The organism is Citrobacter sp. T1.2D-1, assembly GCF_950098555.1.
Lineage (GTDB): Bacteria > Pseudomonadota > Gammaproteobacteria > Enterobacterales > Enterobacteriaceae > Citrobacter_A > Citrobacter_A telavivensis.
On sequence record NZ_CATNHH010000045.1, the window covers coordinates 239,792 to 254,235 of the forward strand.

The 14,444-nt window shown below is 52.8% G+C and carries 16 protein-coding genes and 1 other RNA gene; 8 read left to right on the forward strand and 9 right to left on the reverse strand.

Going from position 1 to position 14,444, the window contains the following annotated elements; all coding sequences use genetic code 11:
- The first annotated feature begins 15 nt into the window (after positions 1–15).
- Positions 16–1,302 (forward strand): ammonium transporter AmtB, encoded by a 1,287-nt coding sequence (gene amtB, locus QQZ17_RS20850; RefSeq protein ID WP_042324477.1) that lies wholly within the window; start codon positions 16–18, stop codon positions 1,300–1,302.
- A gap of 78 nt (positions 1,303–1,380) precedes the next feature.
- On the opposite strand, the gene tesB is transcribed toward amtB, so the two are convergent.
- A complete protein-coding gene (gene tesB / locus QQZ17_RS20855; protein WP_152405636.1) occupies positions 1,381–2,241 on the reverse strand; it encodes an acyl-CoA thioesterase II in 861 nt (286 codons plus the stop codon).
- 212 nt (positions 2,242–2,453) lie between these two features.
- On the opposite strand from tesB, the gene QQZ17_RS20860 reads away from it, so the two are divergent.
- Complete coding sequence (locus tag QQZ17_RS20860) at positions 2,454–3,023, forward strand: YbaY family lipoprotein (RefSeq protein WP_152405635.1); 570 nt, start codon at positions 2,454–2,456, stop codon at positions 3,021–3,023.
- Between the two features lie 31 nt (positions 3,024–3,054).
- On the opposite strand, the gene QQZ17_RS20865 is transcribed toward QQZ17_RS20860, so the two are convergent.
- Positions 3,055–3,366: an MGMT family protein gene (locus tag QQZ17_RS20865; RefSeq protein ID WP_199800596.1), complete on the reverse strand. Its 312-nt coding sequence runs from the start codon at positions 3,364–3,366 to the stop codon at positions 3,055–3,057.
- A 162-nt stretch (positions 3,367–3,528) separates the two neighbouring features.
- Here QQZ17_RS20865 and ffs point away from each other — a divergent pair.
- The 3 genes from ffs to QQZ17_RS20880 all read left to right on the forward strand — a co-directional run bounded on the left by ffs (position 3,529) and on the right by QQZ17_RS20880 (position 4,290).
- An RNA gene (ffs, locus tag QQZ17_RS20870) (signal recognition particle sRNA small type) lies at positions 3,529–3,625 on the forward strand.
- Between the two features lie 198 nt (positions 3,626–3,823).
- Entirely contained in the window at positions 3,824–4,075 is a 252-nt protein-coding gene (locus QQZ17_RS20875; protein ID WP_152405633.1) for a hypothetical protein, read from the forward strand.
- On the forward strand, positions 4,072–4,290 hold the full coding sequence (locus QQZ17_RS20880) for a hypothetical protein (protein ID WP_042324470.1): 219 nt from the start codon (positions 4,072–4,074) through the stop codon (positions 4,288–4,290). The genes QQZ17_RS20875 and QQZ17_RS20880 overlap by 4 nt, the downstream gene beginning before the upstream one ends.
- Here QQZ17_RS20880 and yczR read toward each other — a convergent pair.
- The gene (gene yczR / locus QQZ17_RS20885) at positions 4,287–5,714 is read right to left on the reverse strand and encodes a MocR-like transcription factor YczR (protein WP_152405632.1); all 1,428 of its coding nucleotides are present in this window, start codon (positions 5,712–5,714) and stop codon (positions 4,287–4,289) included. The genes QQZ17_RS20880 and yczR overlap by 4 nt on opposite strands.
- An 84-nt stretch (positions 5,715–5,798) precedes the next feature.
- Between yczR and yczE the strand changes: the two genes are divergently transcribed.
- Both yczE and QQZ17_RS20895 read left to right on the forward strand, forming a co-directional pair.
- Complete coding sequence (gene yczE, locus QQZ17_RS20890) at positions 5,799–6,395, forward strand: membrane protein YczE (protein WP_152405631.1); 597 nt, start codon at positions 5,799–5,801, stop codon at positions 6,393–6,395.
- Positions 6,396–6,477: 82 nt separating this feature from the next.
- A complete protein-coding gene (locus QQZ17_RS20895; RefSeq protein WP_152405630.1) occupies positions 6,478–6,831 on the forward strand; it encodes a DUF1428 domain-containing protein in 354 nt (117 codons plus the stop codon).
- A gap of 39 nt (positions 6,832–6,870) precedes the next feature.
- Here QQZ17_RS20895 and QQZ17_RS20900 read toward each other — a convergent pair whose 3' ends face one another.
- Positions 6,871–8,421, reverse strand: coding sequence for an EAL domain-containing protein (locus tag QQZ17_RS20900; protein WP_152405629.1), 1,551 nt, complete (start codon positions 8,419–8,421; stop codon positions 6,871–6,873).
- Between the two features lie 222 nt (positions 8,422–8,643).
- On the opposite strand from QQZ17_RS20900, the gene ykgO reads away from it, so the two are divergent.
- Complete coding sequence (gene ykgO / locus QQZ17_RS20905; protein ID WP_003859006.1) at positions 8,644–8,784, forward strand: type B 50S ribosomal protein L36; 141 nt, start codon at positions 8,644–8,646, stop codon at positions 8,782–8,784.
- 51 nt (positions 8,785–8,835) lie between these two features.
- On the opposite strand, the gene QQZ17_RS20910 is transcribed toward ykgO, so the two are convergent.
- The 5 genes from QQZ17_RS20910 to acrB all read right to left on the reverse strand — a co-directional run bounded on the left by QQZ17_RS20910 (position 8,836) and on the right by acrB (position 14,432).
- The gene (locus tag QQZ17_RS20910) at positions 8,836–9,306 is read right to left on the reverse strand and encodes a YlaC family protein (RefSeq protein WP_152405628.1); all 471 of its coding nucleotides are present in this window, start codon (positions 9,304–9,306) and stop codon (positions 8,836–8,838) included.
- Between the two features lie 114 nt (positions 9,307–9,420).
- On the reverse strand, positions 9,421–9,972 hold the full coding sequence (gene maa, locus QQZ17_RS20915) for a maltose O-acetyltransferase (RefSeq protein ID WP_152405627.1): 552 nt from the start codon (positions 9,970–9,972) through the stop codon (positions 9,421–9,423).
- Positions 9,973–10,149: 177 nt separating this feature from the next.
- Entirely contained in the window at positions 10,150–10,368 is a 219-nt protein-coding gene (locus QQZ17_RS20920; protein WP_001280991.1) for an HHA domain-containing protein, read from the reverse strand.
- Between the two features lie 27 nt (positions 10,369–10,395).
- Entirely contained in the window at positions 10,396–10,770 is a 375-nt protein-coding gene (gene tomB / locus QQZ17_RS20925) for an Hha toxicity modulator TomB (protein WP_042324455.1), read from the reverse strand.
- Positions 10,771–11,282: 512 nt separating this feature from the next.
- The gene (gene acrB, locus QQZ17_RS20930; RefSeq protein ID WP_046477031.1) at positions 11,283–14,432 is read right to left on the reverse strand and encodes a multidrug efflux RND transporter permease subunit AcrB; all 3,150 of its coding nucleotides are present in this window, start codon (positions 14,430–14,432) and stop codon (positions 11,283–11,285) included.
- Positions 14,433–14,444: the final 12 nt, after the last annotated feature.

The following is a 14,444-nucleotide window of genomic DNA, read 5'->3' on the forward strand; positions in this document are numbered from 1 at the left end:
ACGGGAAACGACAAAATGAAGATAGCAACGATGAAAACGGGCCTTGCTTCGCTGGCGCTGCTGCCAGGTCTCGCGATGGCTGCTCCGGCAGTGGCAGATAAAGCCGATAACGCCTTTATGATGATTTGTACCGCGCTGGTGCTGTTTATGACCATACCGGGTATCGCCCTGTTCTACGGCGGTTTGATCCGCGGGAAGAACGTCCTGTCGATGCTGACGCAGGTTACCGTCACCTTTGCGCTGGTGTGCATCATGTGGGTGGTGTTCGGCTATTCACTAGCGTTCGGCGAAGGGAACAGCTTCTTCGGTAACTTCAACTGGGTGATGCTGAAAAACATTGAGCTGACCGCCGTGATGGGCAGCATTTACCAGTATATTCATGTTGCTTTCCAGGGATCGTTTGCCTGCATTACCGTCGGCCTGATTGTCGGTTCGTTGGCTGAACGTATCCGTTTCTCCGCGGTTCTTATCTTCGTGGTGGTCTGGTTGACGCTTTCCTACATTCCGATTGCCCATATGGTATGGGGCGGCGGCCTGCTGGGATCGCACGGTGCGCTGGACTTTGCGGGCGGTACGGTGGTGCATATCAACGCCGCGATTGCCGGCCTGGTCGGCGCCTACCTTATTGGCAAACGTGTAGGCTTTGGCAAAGAGGCGTTCAAACCGCATAACCTGCCGATGGTCTTTACCGGTACGGCGATCCTCTATATTGGCTGGTTTGGCTTTAATGCCGGTTCGGCGGGGACGGCGAACGAGATTGCCGCGCTGGCCTTTGTGAACACCGTTGTGGCGACGGCCGCCGCGATTCTCGGCTGGATCTTCGGCGAGTGGGCGCTGCGCGGTAAACCGTCTTTGTTGGGCGCGTGCTCAGGGGCGATTGCTGGTCTGGTTGGCGTCACGCCTGCCTGTGGTTACATTGGCGTCGGCGGTGCGTTAATCATCGGCGTGGTGGCAGGAGTGGCCGGACTGTGGGGCGTGACCATGCTCAAACGTCTGCTGCGTGTTGATGACCCGTGCGATGTGTTTGGTGTCCACGGCGTCTGCGGGATTGTCGGCTGTATTCTGACCGGGGTCTTTGCCTCAAGCGCGCTGGGCGGCGTGGGCTTCGCTGAAGGGGTAACGATGGGACATCAGTTGCTGGTGCAGCTTGAGAGCATCGCCATCACCATCGTCTGGTCTGGCGTTGTGGCCTTCATCGGTTACAAGCTGGCGGATTTGACGGTAGGTCTGCGCGTACCGGAAGAACAAGAGCGCGAAGGGCTGGATGTGAACAGCCACGGCGAGAATGCCTACAACGCATAACAGAAAAATGCCCGGTGAGGTTAACCGGGCAACCATCGGATACCGCCGGATGCGAAGCCCACGCCATCCGGCTTTTTCTTAGTTGCGATTGCGCATCACCCCTTCCTGAACGGTCGACGCCACCAGTTTACCGTCCTGCGTGTAGAACTCGCCGCGAACAAATCCACGCGCGCTGGAGGCCGACGTGCTTTCCACGCTGTAAAGCAGCCATTCGTTCAAATCAAACGGGCGGTGGAACCACATGGAATGGTCGATCGTGGCAATCTGAATCCCTTTTTCCAGGAAACCAATACCGTGAGGTTGCAGGGCCACGGGCAGGAAATTGAGATCGGAGGCGTAGCCTAACAGATACTGATGGACGCGGATGTCGTTGGGTAACGCACCGTTCGCGCGGATCCATACCTGGCGCGTAGGTTCTGCCACATGGCCTTTTAGCGGGTTATGAAATTCAACGGGGCGCACTTCCAGCGGGCGATCGCAGAGAAATTTATCCTTTAAAATCGGCGGCAGGAGGTGTGCTACCGTCCGGGCAATGTCGGTTTCTGATGTTAACCCCTCCGGCGCGGGAGCGTGCGGCATGGTTTTCTGATGTTCGAAACCGGCTTCTGGCGCCTGGAACGAGGCGGTCATATAAAAGATGGGTTTTCCGTTCTGGATGGCGGCAACGCGGCGGGCGCTGAAGCTGTTACCGTCGCGCAGAACTTCCACATCGTAAATAATGGGTTGCTGGCTGTCGCCGGGGCGTAAAAAATAACTGTGAAACGAGTGGACCTGGCGTTCTTCTGGTACCGTTTCTTTCGCCGCATACAGCGCCTGACCAACGACCTGTCCACCAAATACCTGACGCAACCCTAAGTCTTCACTTTGGCCCCGAAAGAGTCCTTCCTCAATTTTTTCCAGATTCAACAATGTCAGCAAATTATTCAGTGCCTGACTCATACATGCTCTCCAGGTAACAACGACGCCGAAGCGAGATAGGCAGAGTATAACGCAATTTTAGAAGTGGTCCGATGGGTGCAATAGTCTGAAAAACAGACCAATTCCAGGCAAAAATAAGTGATGTGTGCCACACTTAGCTACGTTACGTTTTTGTTAACCACTCTTCCGGCGGGAGGAAAACCCGCTGGTGCAGAGATGATAAGGAGAATTTAATGAAGCTCATGCACATGGTAAGTGGTTTAGCGGTAGCAGTTGCTCTGGCCGCCTGCGCGGATAAAAGCGCTGATATCCAGACGCCAGCGCCGAACCCAAACACTTCAGCAACGGCCGCGCAGCCTGCGATTGCGCAACCTAATGTCTCGGGTACCGTATGGATCCGTCAGAAAGTGGCCTTGCCACCAGACGCCGTACTGACCGTGACTCTGTCGGATGCGTCGCTGGCCGATGCACCGTCGAAAGTGCTGTCCCAGAAAGCGGTTCGTACCGAAGGGAAACAGGCGCCATTCAGCTTCGTCTTGCCGTTTAATCCGGCTGACGTGCAGCCGAACGCTCGTATTCTGCTGAGTGCGGCGATTACGGTGAATGACAAACTGGTGTTTATTACCGATACCGTTCAGCCGGTCATCAACCAGGGCGGCACGAAAGCCGATCTGACCCTGGTGCCGGTCCAGCAGACGGCAGTGCCTGTTCAGGCAAGCGATGGGGCAGCGACCACTGTGCCTTCAACCTCGCCGACGCAGGTGAACCCGTCTTCCGCAGTGCCTGCCCCGACGCAGTACTAAGGCCTGTCTGACCCTCTCCATCTGGAGAGGGTCAATAATTCCAGCGATACCGCTGCAAATCGATCTGCCCGCTCCCGGACACTATAATACCTTCCGCCAGTAATGCCTGCCGTTGCCGCTGTAGATCGGGACCGGTCAGCGAAATTGCGCCGTGCCGATTCACCACCCGATGCCAGGGCAGAGTGCTGCCTTCGGGTAAACGTTTGAGCACGCCGCCAACCTGCCTGGCCGCGCGCGGAGAGCCCGCGAGCATCGCGACGTCGCCATAAGTGGTGACGCTGCCTTCGGGAATGGAGGCAACAATTTGCCAGACGCGTTGAGGGAAAGTGTCTTGTCTATCCATGGTTTCTTCCTGCGGTAATCCTTCAGCATAATCTGGAATGGCGGGCGCGGGAAGTTCCATTGCGCAAGAAACCAGCATCTGACTGCCGATGGCTTGCAATTACAGGGGGCAGCAGTGATAATGCGCCTGCGCGTTGGTTAACAACGCTCTCAATGGGGGCTCTGTTGGTTCTCCCGCAACGCTACTCTGTTTACCAGGTCAGGTCCGGAAGGAAGCAGCCAAGGCAGATGACGCGTGTGCCGGGATGTAGCTGGCAGGGCCCCCACCCATTTCTGCCGTCCGGCATCACATCTTCGTTTCTCTTCTTGTTGTTGTCATGGTTTTGTCATTTTTTTGTCATCAAATGCTGGCAGAGTGTCTTTGGGATGTTAAATCCTGGCGCTCCATTCTCTTATCACGCCGTGGCGATCCTGTCGTCGCCGGAGCCGTGTTTTGCCTGTCCACAAGGATTTTTACGATGGCTACTGCAGTACTGAATGTCAAAATTGATGAAACGTTAAAAGAAAAACTTCGTCATTACGCTGAAGTGAATAATGAGAATTTAAGCATCACGACAGAAAAACTGCTGCTGATAGCCTTCGACGCGGCGGCAGAGGCGGGGGTCTCGGCTGGCGATATCGATAGCCAACATACGGAAGAGTCTTTTGTTGAGCCACTGACTCCTAAAGAAATCAAAGCATTGCGCAGACTACTGAAGAAGAAAAAATGAAACAGCAAACGCTCTCCATCGCCAGTAACTATGGCGAAGCCTGTGAATTGCTCCGCTCGGGTTATGTTAAGCATGTTTGCCTGAGCTGGAACGTCGGCAGCGATGAATTTTTCCGCATTGCCTCAGACTGGTGCGATGCTGGCGCCAAAATAAAGAAAGAGGGTGATAACTTTATTATTTCCCTTAAAGGTTTCCCGGTTCCCCGCCAGCATTAAATAATCTTACGCACCTTACCGCTACTGGACTGTAGACGCAGTGTTTTCCAGAGCGGTTCCAGGGTGTTAAAGGCCTCGCGCAGGGTGGCTTCCGGCAAGGCAAACGGCATGCGTAAGAAACGATCAAACGCCCCCGCGAGCCCAAAGCGAGTGCCCGTACCCAGTTGAATCCCGACGCTTTCCGCCCGTGTGGCGAAGAGCGTCGCCAGCGTATCCGGTAATTCCACCCAAAAAGATAATCCGCCCTGCGGTTGCTGATAGCGCCACTCGGGAAAGTGCCTGTGCATCAGCGTATCGCAGAGCGCGCGCCGTGCGGCTAACTGTTGTCTGCGCTGCGGCAAAAATGAATCGGCATTATCCAGCAACCACGTAGTGGCAAGCTGTTCGATGACCGGCGAGCCCAGATCAACCGTATCCCGCGTTTGCACCAGCGCGGCGATGGTCCGTGATGGCGCGCGAACCCAGCCCAGACGCAGTCCGCCCCAGAAACTTTTGCCCGCCGAACCCAGCATGATCACCGGGGCATCGCGATGATACGCCGCCAAAGGCGGAGGCGGCGGGGCGTCGTACCAAAGATTCACCATCGTTTCGTCGATCACCAGCGTCGTACGCGTACGGGCAGCGATATCTGCGATGACTTGTCGCGTCTCATCATTCATACACCGCCCGGTGGGATTGTGAAAATCCGGCATCAGATAGGCCATTCTCGGTGACGTTTGGGCGATCGTTGCGGCCAGTCCATCCGTATCCCAACCCTCTGCGGGTAAGGAAACGCCTACCGGTCGACAGGAGGCTCCCTGAATGGCGGCAATGGCCAATGGGTACGTCGGGTGATCGACCACCACACGATCGCCGGGACCGGTCAGTAAGCGCAGAATCAGTGCCAGACCGCTGACCGCGCCGTTAACCACCATGATTTCATCCGCCGTTGTCGGAAGACCTCGCGCACAGTAATGACGGGCGAGCGATTCACGTAAGCAGGGCAATCCCTGCGGCTGATATCCCGACGTCAGTAAATGCGGCGGCATCGCAAACAGCGCCTGCTGATAAGCCTGATGGATTTCGGGTCCGGCACTGAGGGCGGCGGTGGAGAGATCCAGCGCCATCGTCGTACCGGCTCGCGTCGGCACTTCGCGAATATGACCCGGCAGAATCACGCGCGAGCCACTGCCGTGCCGACTTTCCAGATATCCCTCTTCCCGCAGTTGCGCCAGTGCGCTGGCCACGGTGGTCCGGCTGACGTCGAGGACCGCTGCCAGTTCACGTTCTCCGGGCAAACGGCTGTCGAGCGCCAGACGTCCGTCGAGGATCAGCAGACGCAGCGCTTCTGCCAGTTGCCGCCAGAGCGGGGTTCTTGATGTGCTGTCCTGCCAGTGCCCGAGCAGACGCTGGAGAGATTGACTTCCATAACGACGTGATGACATTGCAGTCCACTTTTTCAAAACTGGTCATTAATCATAATGCCAATTATAGAGAAGATGAATGCTATCTGAACGGGGAGGGTGAAAATGGGGCGTCGTCTGGTTCAACTTTACTTTGGGCTGGCTCTGTATGGGGTATCAACCGCGATGTTTGTGCGCGCGGATTTAGGTGCCGATCCGTGGAACGTGTTCCATCTTGGGCTGGCAAACCTGTTGTCGATGAAAATTGGCGTGGTGATGATTATCGTCGGGGCGCTGGTACTTTTGCTGTGGATCCCCCTGCGTCAACGTCCTGGGCTGGGCACCCTCAGCAATGTGATTGTGATCGGACTTGCCGCCGATGCCGCGCTGGCGGTGATGCCGGATTTCTCCTCCCTCCTCGTGCGCAGCCTCATGCTGGTGGCCGCCGTGGTGGTGAATGCCCTGGCGACGAGTATGTACATTGGCGCAGGCTTTGGTGCCGGGCCAAGAGACGGCCTGATGACCGGCATTCACGCCCGCACGGGATGGTCGGTGCGTACCATCCGTACGGCGATAGAAGTCTCTGTTTTATTAAGCGGCTGGCTGCTCGGCGGCACGCTTGGCGTTGGCACCGTGCTGTATGCGCTGGCGATTGGGCCGTTGATCCAACTCTGTCTGCCGTGGTTTCGCTATAAACCCCGGGCGCGGATTCAGACAGCATAGAAAGGAGAGGGCGACTACACTTACTCACGACTGACGCGGCTGGAATTGGCTTGCCGCGCAGTGGACTTCGGAGGTTTTTCTCATGAAGTATGTGGATGGGTTTGTCCTTGCCGTACCCGCCGAAAACAAGGAGGCTTATAAGGCGATGGCGGCAAAAGCAGCACCATTGTTTAAGGAGTTTGGTGCGCTTCGCATTGTGGAATGCTGGGCCGACGATGTGCCCGATGGCAACGTCACCGATTTTCGCATGGCGGTGAAAGCCGAGGAACACGAAGAAGTGGTATTCAGTTGGATTGAGTACCCGTCGAAAGAAGTGCGGGATGCGGCGAATCAGAAGATGATGTCCGATCCGCGCATGAAAGCGTTCGGCGAGTCGATGCCGTTTGATGGTAAACGCATGATTTATGGCGGATTCTCTCCTATTATCGACGACTAGCGTGACTGGCTGTGCGGCGTGCCGCCAGCCATCTCTGCGTTATAAGCGTTTTTCCGCCCACAGAATAAACGCCTCTTTGGGCAGCGCTTTGCTGTACAACCAACCCTGTCCGTAATGGACGCCGTGCTGGCGCAGCCAGTCCTCCTGATTTGCCGTTTCAATCCCTTCTGCGACCATTTTCAACTTCAGCGTTTTGGCCATTTCAATGATATGTGGCGTCACGTTTTTGTACTCCAGCGCATCGACAAATGATTTGTCGATTTTCAGGATATCCACGTCCAGATTCTGCAAATAGCTAAGGCTCGAATAGCCGGTGCCAAAATCATCAATATAGATAGCATGTCCCGCTTTGCGGTAACGGGAAATGATTGGTGAGCTGGTCTTCGGATCGGCAAATCCCCGCTCCGTCAGTTCCAGAGCAATCTGCGAAGGGGCAAGCTGATACCGGTTAAGCAGTTTACTGAGCAGCGTCGGGAGTTTTTCAGAGGCGAGATCCGCAGCCTCAATGTTAATGGAAATATGCTGATCGGGATGCTGTTTCAGCCATTTCCCCATATCCTCAAATACCGTTTCGATAATTAAGCGGGTGAGTTGTTCGGTGAGACCGGTCTGTTGGGCCAGAGTGATGAAAATGTCAGGTGACAAGTAGCTGCCGTCGGTTTGCGGCCAGCGCGCCAGCGCTTCGCCCCCCACTATTTTTCCTGTCGATAACGAAATGATGGGCTGGTAATGAACCTTAATGTCGCGGTTGTTAATGGCATCCTGCAATCGGTGATGTGGTGACTGGAGACGACGCAGAATGCGCAGAATAAAGGCGGCGGCCAGCAGCCCTATCAGGATACCGGCGGGAACCCAGATCAGCGCCTGCTGGTACCAGATTTTCTGTAGCGGAAGAGTGGACGCCCAACTGACGATGGTAATGCCCATTTCCGGGAAGGGGCGAATCTCATAAATAATGCCATGACTTTCCAGATGGCGAGGCGTGGTTTCCTGGGTAAATTGCAGGATATTCGGTGCAAGCGCGCCACTGCTGGCAATGACGGTATTGTGTTTTGCGCCGATAATCGCAACATCAATCTGCCAGGCGCCAAAAGGGACTACGTCGATAAAGGAGGCGGGATCGATCATCACAATGTAGTCGCCATAGCCCAACGCCGCCATGTAGCGCTTGAATCCCAGATCGTTTTGCGCGGTAAACCATGCGCGGTAGCCGTCGTTGGTGATTTTCATGGGCGGAGGGAATGCGGCGGTTTGACTTTCCTGCTCCAGGGATGAGCAGCGTGGCGCGTTGTTTTGCAGATACAGCACTTCCTGGACATAACGATAGCTGAAGGAGATCCGCCGCATAGCCAGTAAGTGTTCACGTGAGCACGGCACGCTCTTCACGGCGTTAATCTGCTGTAATGCTTGTTTCGCCTGGGTCACCACACGCTCTGAACGTTCAGAGACGCGCGCTGAGTAGGTATCCAACTCTTCAATGAATTTCTTTTCGACCTGGCGATGAGCGATCCAGACACTCAGCCCAACCGGAAGCAATACGGAGAGGATAAGCACTCCCGTCACCAGACTGACCAGATGTCGTGTTCTCACGCAGATATCCTTAATAACGCATTGTAGGGAAAGTATATCCGATCGCGAAAAAAGCCCTGTAAATGATGTCGTTAATCTGCCGGGTTTTTGATGGAAGCGTGGATTTTTACCGTTTTCGCCACGAAAGAACCGATATAAAGACAGAAAGGATTGAACCGCAGCGCGTTCAGCGATAAAGCAATGTTATGTTATAACATATATAATGAGGTTGATGAGGATAACATGCAGGTCTTGAATTCATTACGTAGCGCAAAGCAGCGCCATCCTGACTGTCAGATAGTAAAGCGCAAAGGGCGTTTATATGTGATTTGTAAAAGCAACCCGCGTTTTAAAGCGGTACAGGGAAGAAAAAAACGGCGTTAAAGAAAGGAGAGGGCCGGATAGGAGAAATGACTATCCGGCAACACGAATGGGTTATGGCGTGGCTTCTGCACGGGCAAGGGTAAAGATATCGTAAAACGACAGTTCGCCCTTACGCGTCAACATTTTCTGTAATTGCGCTTTGCATTCATCATCGACACGCGGGGAGTGAAGGATGGTGCTAATCAGCGCTGAAGGTACAAACCGGGTGTTGTACCACTCGCCGTTGTAACACACCCTGAAATCCAGCACGTCGATATCTTCATAGCGATAGCGCGGGGCGACATCAAAAAAGAAAAAGCCGTTGAGGACGACAAACAGCACGACCAGCAGCCAGACAGAGTCTACCAGCGTTTCTGATTGCAACATGACCGCCAGCGTGGCAAACCAGGCGACGTACATCCCAATAAACAAACCAGGATGCTTGCGAATAAAGCTGATGCTAAAGCGGGGCTTGTTATCGCGCTTCTCGCGAACGTTCAGATCGTCGATGGTTTCGGTGAGCAGGCGTTGTATTTCTGTCATTTTTTGCCTTCGTGATTTTCGCTACTTACAGGGGAACGCCCTATTTTAAGTGGGCGATTAGCGTGAAGAAAGTAACAGATCAATCACAATTTAGCATAACAGTTACAATTCCGTTTACAGTGTTTTAATAATCCGTGCCGGATTACCGCCCACCACCACGTTAGCCGGTACGTTTTTGGTCACCACCGCGCCGGAGGCGACAACCACGTTGTCACCAATGCTGACGCCGGGATTAATGACCGCACGCCCACCAATCCAGACATTATTACCAATCGTGACGGGCTTGCCGAATTCCAGTCCACTATTGCGCTCTGTCGCATCCAGCGGATGTGTGGCGGTATAGATATGGACGCCGGGAGCCAGCATACAGTTATCACCAATATGAATCGGGCAGACGTCGAGCATGACGCAGTCGAAATTGGCGTAAAAGTCTTTACCCAGAAAGATATTGTAACCGTAGTCACAGCGAAATGGCGGCTCTATGTAGGGCTGATCGCACTGGCCTAACAGGGTGTGGAGGATTGCCAGGCGTTCGGCTTTTTCATCCGGGGCGGTGAGATTGTAGCGGTGAACGAATCGACGCGCCTGCAACCTGTCATGGCGCAGGGTTTCATCTGCCGGGCGATATCGCTCACCCGCTATCATTTTCTGTTTCTCGTCACTCATCCTGCGCTCTCTGACTGTTCACCGGTGAGGTACTACAGTAGAAGGTCAGTGATGGCCAGGGAACGTTCCCTGATTGGTATTGTGACGCAAATCACAATAGTCGTTCTATTGTTATTGTGAGGATGAAAAATGTTCCCCAGGAAAACGTCCGTATTTCCTGATGCGACAGTAATCAAATTAACGAATGAATTTCCAGACGGAGGAGGGGATCTTGTCGTAAAGTTTATTCATCGTCAATTCTGCAAGACGGTGATCGGCGGCTGAGTAAAATACAGCCAATTCATTGTCAGACAATTCATATTTATTTTTCTCGATCACGCGCTCAAGCGTGTCAATTGTCTGACAGCGTCGCAAACGCATCAAATAATCAGTTTTAGTTAATGGTTTATCGGACATAAATCTTACCTATGATTGTAATAGTTTTTAACAAGACAAACTAACAGGATTAGCCCTGGTGGCATTCACAAAGCAGCGGAACAAGCGATTACCGGATTTCCGCCATTTCTGCAGATCCTGCGCATTAATGCCATAACTGCTGAACAACATAAATGTGTCGTCCAGATATTCATCAATCTGCTCAATCAGCTTATTGTCCTCATTATACTTAATTTTATAATTAAGTGCGAAGGTTGCAATATGCTCTATCAGTTCGTTGAGTTGAAGGTTGATTGCCGAGGTTGGGTCGTTAACCCAGCCATGATTGCTTTCTTCAAGGTTTGCAAGACAGTCGTGATAGAGCGTTTCACAAAGAAATTTAAGTTGTGCTATATCATGTCTTTTGGGTGAGTATTCATCCATAACGCATCCCCTTCTTAGTGGCTTGAACTAACCGAACACCTTTCGGGATGGGTACAACTAAACTGACCTGGAACTTGCCTTCGACGCCTGATGATTTAACTATAATCTACTCTAAAAAAGATTTCATCGTTATATTACGAAAAATTACAATTAACGTAATACGAGAGAATGTGAAGGTTTGTGCATTTTTCCCATTATAGCATGTCGCCAGCCCATTCAGGAATGAGATAATTACGCGATTATTTTGCAATTCATCAGATTATCTTCTCTTTCCATCCACCTTGTTCGCCCAGGCGCGAAACCAGATACAGACTTATCCCCAGGAATTGTCTTAATAATGAGTTATTAAGCCGGGAATAAGCCCTAAGCCAAATGGCCAGAAATAGCCTTCATCTTCTTGTGTATTATAACCTTTATTACCCGCAACCAAAAGTCAACAAAGTATCAATAAGGCCTTGTGCTGATTTCATTCGAAAAAAAGGCCGCTTGCGCGGCCTTTTATCTGGTGAGTATCAGTGATGTTCTACGGAATGGCTGTGCTCAATATCTTCACTTTTCCGGCTGAAGCGGCGGCGCACCACCACAAAGAAGACCGGAACGAAGAAGATAGCCAGAACCGTCGCGGTGACCATCCCGCCCATTACGCCTGTACCTACGGCGTTCTGTGCGCCGGAACCGGCACCAGAGCTGATAACCAACGGCATAACGCCCAGAATGAACGCCAGAGAGGTCATCAGGATCGGACGTAAACGCATACGTACCGCTTCCAGTGTTGCCTCTACCAGGCCTTTGCCCTCTTTATCCATCAGATCTTTGGCGAATTCGACGATCAATATCGCGTTCTTCGCCGATAACCCAATGGTTGTGAGCAGGCCCACCTGGAAGTAAACGTCGTTGGTCAGTCCGCGGAAAGTGGCCGCCAACAGGGCACCAATAACCCCAAGCGGAACCACCAGCATAACCGAGAACGGGATTGACCAGCTCTCATACAGCGCCGCCAGACACAGGAAGACGACGATCAGCGAGATGGCATACAGGGCAGGGGCCTGGTTACCGGACAGGCGTTCCTGATAGGACATCCCCGTCCAGTCATAGCCGATGCCGGATGGCAGCTTACTGGCCAACTCTTCCATCATTGCCATCGCTTCACCGGTACTCTTACCCGGCGCCGCCTGACCTAAGATCTCCATCGACGGCAGACCGTTATAGCGTTCCAGACGCGGTGAACCGTACTCCCAACGAGATGATGAAAATGCGGAGAACGGCACCATCTGACCATCACTGCCGCGCACATACCAGTTACCAATATCGTCTGGCAGCATGCGGTATTTCGCTTCGGACATCACGTAAACTTTCTTCACACGACCACGGTCGATAAAGTCATTCACGTAGCTTCCGCCCCATGCGGCACCCAGCGTGGTATTAATATCGCTAATGGAAACGCCCAGAGCCTGTGCTTTTTCCTGGTCGATATCAATCTTAAACTGCGGGGTATCTTCCAGACCGTTAGGGCGAACACCGACTAACAGATCGGGATGCTTTGCAATCTCGCCAAACAACTGGTTACGTGCCTGCGTGAGTTTGTCATGCCCCAGGTTAGCCTGGTCAATTAACTGGAAGTCAAAACCGGTAGCGGTCCCCAGTTCCACAATTGCTGGCAAGTTAAAGGCAAACACCATTGCATCTTTAATGGAGGCAAAGTGCGCACTTGCACGTCCTGCAATGGCGGGCACTTTGTTTTCTTCACCAGGACGATCTTCCCAATTTTTGAGAGAAATAAAAGCAAGACCGGTGTTTTGACCACGACCTGAGAATCCAAAGCCGTTTACGGTAAACACAGAATTAACGTTGGCTTTTTCGTCCTTCAGATAATAGTCCGTTACTTCATCAAGGACTTTTTGCGTACGTTCCTGCGTTGCGCCAGCCGGAAGCTGCGCCATGGTCAGGAATACCCCCTGGTCTTCATCCGGCAGGAAGGAACTTGGCAGACGGACGAACAGAAACGCCATGCCGACCACGATGATCAGATACAGCAGCAAGTAACGACCCGTACTGCGCAGGATGTTGCCTACGCTGTCGGTGTAGTGGTGCGTGCTCTTATCGAACATGCGGTTAAACCAGCCGAAGAAGCCTTTTTTGCCTTCTCCATGATCGCCTTTGGCAACCGGCTTAAGCATGGTGGCACAAAGCGCGGGCGTCAGGATCATCGCCACCAGAACAGAAAGCACCATTGCCGAAACGATGGTAATAGAGAATTGGCGATAAATGGCCCCGGTTGAACCACCAAAGAAGGCCATTGGAATAAATACCGCTGACAATACCATCGCGATACCGACCAGTGCGCCCTGAATCTGGCCCATCGATTTTCGCGTGGCTTCCTTCGGTGGTAGCCCCTCTTCGGACATGACACGCTCGACGTTCTCGACCACCACGATGGCGTCATCCACCAACAGACCTATGGCGAGAACCATACCAAACATGGTCAACGTATTTATTGAGAAACCAAATGCCGCGAGTATTGCAAATGTGCCTAACAGAACGACCGGAACGGCGATTGTCGGAATCAGCGTTGCGCGGAAGTTTTGCAGGAACAGGTACATAACAATAAATACCAGTACGATAGCTTCAACCAGCGTCTTCACTACTTCGTTAATCGAGATTTTAACGAAAGGTGTTGTATCGTAAGGGTAAACGACTTTCAGACCGTGCGGGAAGAAAGGTTCCAGTTTCGCGATTGTCGCGCGGACTGCGTTTGCCGTATCCAGCGCGTTTGCACCTGTTGCCAGTTTGATCCCCAAACCGGATGCTGGCTGCCCATTGTATTTCGCGATGACATCATAACTCTCGCCACCAAGTTCAATACGCGCGACATCACTCAGGCGAACCCGAGAACCATCCTGATTCACTTTCAGCAAGATTTTGCCGAACTCTTCGGTCGAGGTCAGACGTGTCTGAGCAATAATGGAGGCGTTAAGTTGCTGACCTTTTACCGGTGGCGTACCACCGAGCTGACCGGCTGCAACCTGGGCGTTTTGCGCTTTGATTGCCGCAATAACGTCTACTGGCGTTAACTGGTATTTGTTTAGCTCGGTCGGATCCATCCAAATGCGCATAGCATATTGGGCACCGAACAACTGGACGTCACCCACGCCGCTGGTACGGCTGACAGGATCTTTTACGGTTGCACCGACATAGTCAGCGATATCTTCCTGCGTCATTGAGCCGTCAGTACTGATCATCCCCATAACCATCAGGAAGCTACTGGAGGATTTCTCAACGCTCACGCCCTGTTGCTGTACTTCTTGCGGAAGTAACGGCATTGCCAACTGCAGCTTGTTCTGCACCTGAACCTGGGCGATATCCGCATCCGTACCGGAGTCAAAGGTAATCGTAATCTGAACGGTACCTGAAGAGTCACTGGTTGAGGACATATAGAGCAGGTTATCGATACCGTTCATATTTTGTTCGATAACCTGCGTCACGGTATCTTGAACCGTTTTCGCATCAGCACCAGGATAGCTCGCAGAGATCGTGATTGCAGGTGGCGCAATCGTCGGATACTGCGCCACCGGCAATTTGAGGATCGCGAGACCCCCTGCCAGCATGATGATGATGGCGATAACCCATGCAAAGATAGGGCGATCGATAAAAAACTTAGCCATGTCTTAACGGCT

Coding starts and splice junctions, on each gene's coding strand:
- amtB (WP_042324477.1), top strand. CDS start 16: ATGAAGATAGCAACGATGAAAACGGGCCTTGCTTCGCTGGCGCTGCTG.
- tesB (WP_152405636.1), bottom strand. CDS start 2,241: ATGAGTCAGGCACTGAATAATTTGCTGACATTGTTGAATCTGGAAAAA.
- QQZ17_RS20860 (WP_152405635.1), top strand. CDS start 2,454: ATGAAGCTCATGCACATGGTAAGTGGTTTAGCGGTAGCAGTTGCTCTG.
- QQZ17_RS20865 (WP_199800596.1), bottom strand. CDS start 3,366: ATGGATAGACAAGACACTTTCCCTCAACGCGTCTGGCAAATTGTTGCC.
- QQZ17_RS20875 (WP_152405633.1), top strand. CDS start 3,824: ATGGCTACTGCAGTACTGAATGTCAAAATTGATGAAACGTTAAAAGAA.
- QQZ17_RS20880 (WP_042324470.1), top strand. CDS start 4,072: ATGAAACAGCAAACGCTCTCCATCGCCAGTAACTATGGCGAAGCCTGT.
- yczR (WP_152405632.1), bottom strand. CDS start 5,714: ATGTCATCACGTCGTTATGGAAGTCAATCTCTCCAGCGTCTGCTCGGG.
- yczE (WP_152405631.1), top strand. CDS start 5,799: ATGGGGCGTCGTCTGGTTCAACTTTACTTTGGGCTGGCTCTGTATGGG.
- QQZ17_RS20895 (WP_152405630.1), top strand. CDS start 6,478: ATGAAGTATGTGGATGGGTTTGTCCTTGCCGTACCCGCCGAAAACAAG.
- ykgO (WP_003859006.1), top strand. CDS start 8,644: ATGCAGGTCTTGAATTCATTACGTAGCGCAAAGCAGCGCCATCCTGAC.
- QQZ17_RS20910 (WP_152405628.1), bottom strand. CDS start 9,306: ATGACAGAAATACAACGCCTGCTCACCGAAACCATCGACGATCTGAAC.
- maa (WP_152405627.1), bottom strand. CDS start 9,972: ATGAGTGACGAGAAACAGAAAATGATAGCGGGTGAGCGATATCGCCCG.
- QQZ17_RS20920 (WP_001280991.1), bottom strand. CDS start 10,368: ATGTCCGATAAACCATTAACTAAAACTGATTATTTGATGCGTTTGCGA.
- tomB (WP_042324455.1), bottom strand. CDS start 10,770: ATGGATGAATACTCACCCAAAAGACATGATATAGCACAACTTAAATTT.
- acrB (WP_046477031.1), bottom strand. CDS start 14,432: ATGGCTAAGTTTTTTATCGATCGCCCTATCTTTGCATGGGTTATCGCC.